Origin of the sequence: Proteus faecis, assembly GCF_003144395.1 — a bacterium.
Classification (GTDB): domain Bacteria; phylum Pseudomonadota; class Gammaproteobacteria; order Enterobacterales; family Enterobacteriaceae; genus Proteus; species Proteus faecis.
The window spans coordinates 1-4562 of record NZ_PENZ01000006.1; the positions used below are offsets into that span (position 1 = coordinate 1).

At 39.1% G+C, this 4562-nt stretch carries 8 protein-coding genes and 1 pseudogene; 8 read left to right on the forward strand and 1 reads right to left on the reverse strand.

What is annotated here, in order from left to right; translation table 11 throughout:
- Positions 1-455 precede the first annotated feature (455 nt).
- Positions 456-1118 carry a helix-turn-helix domain-containing protein gene (locus DK858_RS01005; protein ID WP_109395843.1) on the reverse strand — a complete coding sequence of 221 codons (663 nt, stop codon included), beginning with the start codon at positions 1116-1118 and terminating at the stop codon, positions 456-458.
- Between the two features lie 40 nt (positions 1119-1158).
- On the opposite strand from DK858_RS01005, the gene DK858_RS01010 reads away from it, so the two are divergent.
- From DK858_RS01010 to DK858_RS01045, 8 genes and pseudogenes are all read left to right on the forward strand, one after another.
- Positions 1159-1371, forward strand: a complete 213-nt coding sequence (locus tag DK858_RS01010) for a YdaS family helix-turn-helix protein (RefSeq protein ID WP_109395844.1) — start codon at positions 1159-1161, stop codon at positions 1369-1371.
- A gap of 68 nt (positions 1372-1439) precedes the next feature.
- Positions 1440-1817, forward strand: a complete 378-nt coding sequence (locus tag DK858_RS01015; RefSeq protein ID WP_228407142.1) for a YmfL family putative regulatory protein — start codon at positions 1440-1442, stop codon at positions 1815-1817.
- Entirely contained in the window at positions 1814-1993 is a 180-nt protein-coding gene (locus DK858_RS01020; protein ID WP_109395845.1) for a hypothetical protein, read from the forward strand. Before DK858_RS01015 ends, DK858_RS01020 begins: the two co-directional genes overlap by 4 nt.
- A complete protein-coding gene (locus DK858_RS01025) occupies positions 1983-2162 on the forward strand; it encodes a DUF4222 domain-containing protein (protein ID WP_109395846.1) in 180 nt (59 codons plus the stop codon). Before DK858_RS01020 ends, DK858_RS01025 begins: the two co-directional genes overlap by 11 nt.
- A 12-nt stretch (positions 2163-2174) precedes the next feature.
- Complete coding sequence (locus DK858_RS01030) at positions 2175-3269, forward strand: replication protein (protein WP_109395847.1); 1095 nt, start codon at positions 2175-2177, stop codon at positions 3267-3269.
- Entirely contained in the window at positions 3266-3904 is a 639-nt protein-coding gene (locus DK858_RS01035) for a phage N-6-adenine-methyltransferase (RefSeq protein ID WP_109395848.1), read from the forward strand. Before DK858_RS01030 ends, DK858_RS01035 begins: the two co-directional genes overlap by 4 nt.
- Positions 3901-4293: a hypothetical protein gene (locus tag DK858_RS01040; RefSeq protein WP_109395849.1), complete on the forward strand. Its 393-nt coding sequence runs from the start codon at positions 3901-3903 to the stop codon at positions 4291-4293. Before DK858_RS01035 ends, DK858_RS01040 begins: the two co-directional genes overlap by 4 nt.
- 72 nt (positions 4294-4365) lie before the next feature.
- Positions 4366-4562, forward strand: a pseudogene (locus DK858_RS01045) (RusA family crossover junction endodeoxyribonuclease); the annotation flags it as partial.

Sequence of the window (4562 nt, forward strand, 5' to 3'; positions counted from 1 at the left end):
GTGGCGCCATTCACTTTAAGTTCAACTACGTTTCCATTACTCACGCCAATTTCCCTCCACACAATTGTTTCTCTTCACACGTTCTCTTCACACATAAAAATCATTTACGTTCACCAAAACTCGAAATTAGAACTCAGTTTGCTATATGTTTAAAATATAGCAATGGGTATTAATAATAGCAAATGCTATTTTATCTTATTGGTTATGTGTTTACTTATTGCATTGATTTTAAATGGAATATAAGTATAAAAAAATAAAAAATACTCTAAAGTATTATTTTTTGATTGAGGTAATATCGCTTGATTTCGATAAAGAATATTTGCATTATAGTTAACCACTGTATATATAAACAGTGGTGATGGTATCTTAAAGGATCATGGAATGGTGGAAATTTTAGAAAGGGTAGGAGTAGGTTCGTATAGGAAGATAGTCATTAGTAGAGCAAAATGTGAGGACTATCTTCTAAAATCGCGAACAAGAAAAACAACAACCCCAAGTAAAACACTAGATGAAATATCAATTAAAGGGACTCGTGAATCATCAACAGCAAGGAAACCTTGAGTACCACCTTCAAGGAATTTATAAACAGAAAAAGAGTTACCAATTTGAGCGATAACTAGATCATCAGTGCCTGGTTGCAGATGAGTATCAACTATAGCAATACTGCCAGCAGGGGCTTCTGAACACCCACTATTTTTCTTAAGTATATAAGCTTTATATGTTTTTAGAGGTTTTCCTACAGGTGATAAGATTGTATCTCCTGTATAACCATTCTCATCCCATACCGGTATTTCTAGCGATCTATCAGCCCTAAACTGAGGTGTCGAGTTTGGGGATTCCATATCACCCACACCATTAGCCAGCCAGTCAATATTGACAGCTAATGCATTAGCAATATCCACTAATTTAGAAGAACCTTTCGCATTGCCATTAACCAATCTCCAAATTGTTGGTTGTGCAACACCAGACGCTTCTGCTAAAGCAGCTTGCGTCATATTTCCTCTTGTTTTCATCGCTAATTTCAAGCGTTCTGCAATTGTCGTTTTCATGTCTCGGAATTTATAAGTTTGAGTATTGAAAATCAAATTGCAATCGCTATTGAATGTTTTAATACTCATTGCTATTATTTATCCATCTTTTATACGTTTGAGGTTATTTATGAAAAACAAGGCTATTGAAAAAGCGATAAGCATTGTTGGAAGTCAACAAAAGCTAGCTGCTTTATGTGGAGTGTCTCAGCCAACAGTATGGCGTTGGCTTCATGGAGGTGGAATGGATTCTAAATATGTCGTGAAAATTGTAAAAGCGACAAGTCACCAAGTTCGTGCACAAGACATTTCTCCTGAATTAGGTGAGTTACTAGCTCAATAGCTATAACCACAAAATAACAAAACCGTTTAAAGCAGTTAACTACAAGAATTTATCAATGGTGGTAGGAAATGAGTAACCAATCAATAAAACAGGTAGTGAAAGAAATGTGTGAGGCAACAGCTGGTGGGCGTGAGGCAATGGCTGGAGCACTGGGTCTGTCTTTAACGTCATTCAATAACAAGCTTTATGAGAAAAACGGTTGTCGCTCATTTGATTTAAATGAGTTGTTAGCGATGCAAGATATTTCTAAGACCGTTTTATTTGCTGAATTTGTCGCTCGTGAATCAAATCGTTTACTCGTTGACAGAATTAGTCCTGCGGAACTGGATGAAACGGAATTGTTTGTACTGCGTAGTGGTGTTGACGAAATGCAGGNTGAAGCCAACGATGTACGGTCGCTGGCTTCGGTTTGCAAATTTCAATTGTGTGAAGAGAAATTAGCATGAGTAGATTATCAAACTTAGCATGCCGTACGCAAGTACGGGCTTCAATGCGTGATGGTCGTTTTGTCTATGAAATTAAAGTACCAGAAGGCTATGAAGAAACAAACTACCAATTTATGCGTTGGCTTGTAGATGATTTCAATTCAAAACATGGTTTAAGGGCGGGCAATGAACAATGAGAACCAAAACCAACTTGATCGCTACTACAAAAATCACAGGGGTATCGTTGTTCATGTTGTTCGTTATGACAGAGAAAAACAGCGTGTCATTTTTATGCTTGATGGTTGTGACGACCCACAGTGTGAACCTGTACAGCGTTTTAAAGAGATGTACACACGTATTAAGTAATGAGGTGGCAAGATGAGTTTATTATTACTAAAAAGTCGCCCTTTAGTCGTTATTCCTGAATTAGCGGTACGTCTTGTTTTAAATGAGGCGATGCTGTTACAGCAAATTCAATATTGGCTAACTGAAACTACTTCAGGTGTTGAATATGACGGATCACGCTGGATTTATAACACCGTCGAAGAGTGGAAGAATCAATTTCCTTTTTTCTCTGAATCAACGATTAAACGTGCTTTTACCAATTTGAAAAAGCAGGGCGTTTTACGCATAGAGCAAATCAATAAATCGAACCATGACCGTACTAATTATTATGCGATTAACTACGATCACCATTTGCTGACCGATGAGGTCAATATGACCCAGTCGAACGATGATAATTCATCTAATCGAATAGTTCAAAATGACCTTATCGATAAGCGCAAATTGAAACCTTCAAACAGTTCAAAATGCGCTGTTCTGAACGGGTCAAAATGGCCTGTTCTTACAGAGAATACAACAGAGATTACTTCAGAGAGTACAACAGAAACAGATCATTCGTCGCAGAATTCTGGCGAATCCAGCGACCAGCCGAAAAATGATTTTTTAACTCGCTATCCAGAAGCCGTGATTTACAGCACTAATTTCCAGAAATGGGGTGATGAAGGTGATTTGAAAACGGCAAAATGGATGTTTGGCCGTGTTAAAAAACTGAATCCATCCGCGCTAGAGCCTACTTGGTATGATTGGGCGAACGATATTCGTTTGATGCGTCAAATCGATGGACGTACCCATGAGCAAATTTGTGCCTTGTTCGATTGGGCCAACAAAGATTCATTCTGGCACCAAAACATTTTAAGCCCTCGTAAATTACGTAAACACTTTGATGAGCTGATCGTTCGTAGCCAAAAGCCAAAGGATGAGCCAAAGGTTCAAGTTGATACCGTTGAACGTGACAGCGCATTCTCACGCCTGATTGGTTCTCGCTCTAAACCTCAAAACCGTATTGAAGAGATCGCACTTGAATTAGCAGGTAAGACAGGCATTCGTCGTATGAGTGAGTTTTCTGGTCGTCAAGCATGGAACAGTATTTGGAAGCAAGCGACTGAAATGTCACAGGAGGTTCAGCAATGATTGATTACGCACTGAAATTACAGGCATTAAAAAGCCAATCTGCTCACAAATTAAAAGAAATTGGTGATCAATGGCGAACACCTGAAAATCTGTATTGGGGTATCAATTCACTCTATGGGCCGTTCACGCTAGATCTATTTACTGATGCGCAAAACAGCAAATGCCCTTATTTCTACACCGTTGAGGATAATGCGCTTACCCAAGATTGGTCGGAAAAACTCAAAGAAATTGGCGGTTCAGCATTTGCCAACCCTCCTTATTCACGTAGTTCATATCATGAAAAACAGGCTGTCACAGGTGTTCGCCACATTATGAATCATGCGTTGGCTATGCGTGAAAAAGGTGGACATTATGTTTTCTTGTTGAAAGTGGCCACAAGCGAAACATGGTGGTGTGAAGAAGCGGATCATATTTGTTTTATTCGCGGTCGTGTTGGTTTTGATGTTCCACAGTGGTTTGTTCCTTCAGATGAAAACCAAGTACCAACAGGGGCATTTTTTGCTGGTGCTATCGTGGTGTTTGATAAAACGTGGAATGGTAAAGCCATTGATTACATTCAACGCAGTGAGTTAGAGCAAATCGGCAAAACATTTATTGAACAAGCGAAATGGCTTGTATCGAGAGGTGTTGCATGAAAATCACAGAGCAAATCTTAGCGTTGTACAAAGTGGGTGAAGAAGTTAATCGCGATATTGTTATTCGTGATTTAGACACTAATTTAGCTGGCGCATCAAGAGCGTTGGCACACCTTTGGACTTTAGGTGCATTAGTCAGAATTAGCGAAGAACGTCCATTACGCTACAGAGTAACTAAAGAGGCAGAAAGAGTTTATTCAGCAATAACAGAATCACGTAAATCAGGTGAGTCAGTCTACATTGAAAAGTTGAATATTCAGAAGGCTAAAAAATGCGCTTTGCCAACTATCAGATGGGTAAAACACGCCACTTCTAATTTTGCACTCATGGGGAAATTACCAACCGAGCCCTACGATTCATTAGTAAGTTCAGTAAGAGGTAATCACTAATGCTAACTAAATACATTTTGTTCGTTGGTTTTTGGTTTGTAGTGACATTGCTAATTGGCTTATGGGGGACTTATGCCTGAACTCATGCTCACATTGCCATTTCCACCTAGTGTTAACTCGTATTGGCGAAACATTAAGGGGAGAACGCTGATTAGTGAAAAAGGGCGTAAGTTTCGAATTAACACGACCGCCTCTGTCTATGAGCAACTAAAACGAAAACCTAAAGCTATTAAAGAAAATGTCTCTGTCCTAGTTCGTTTATACCCACC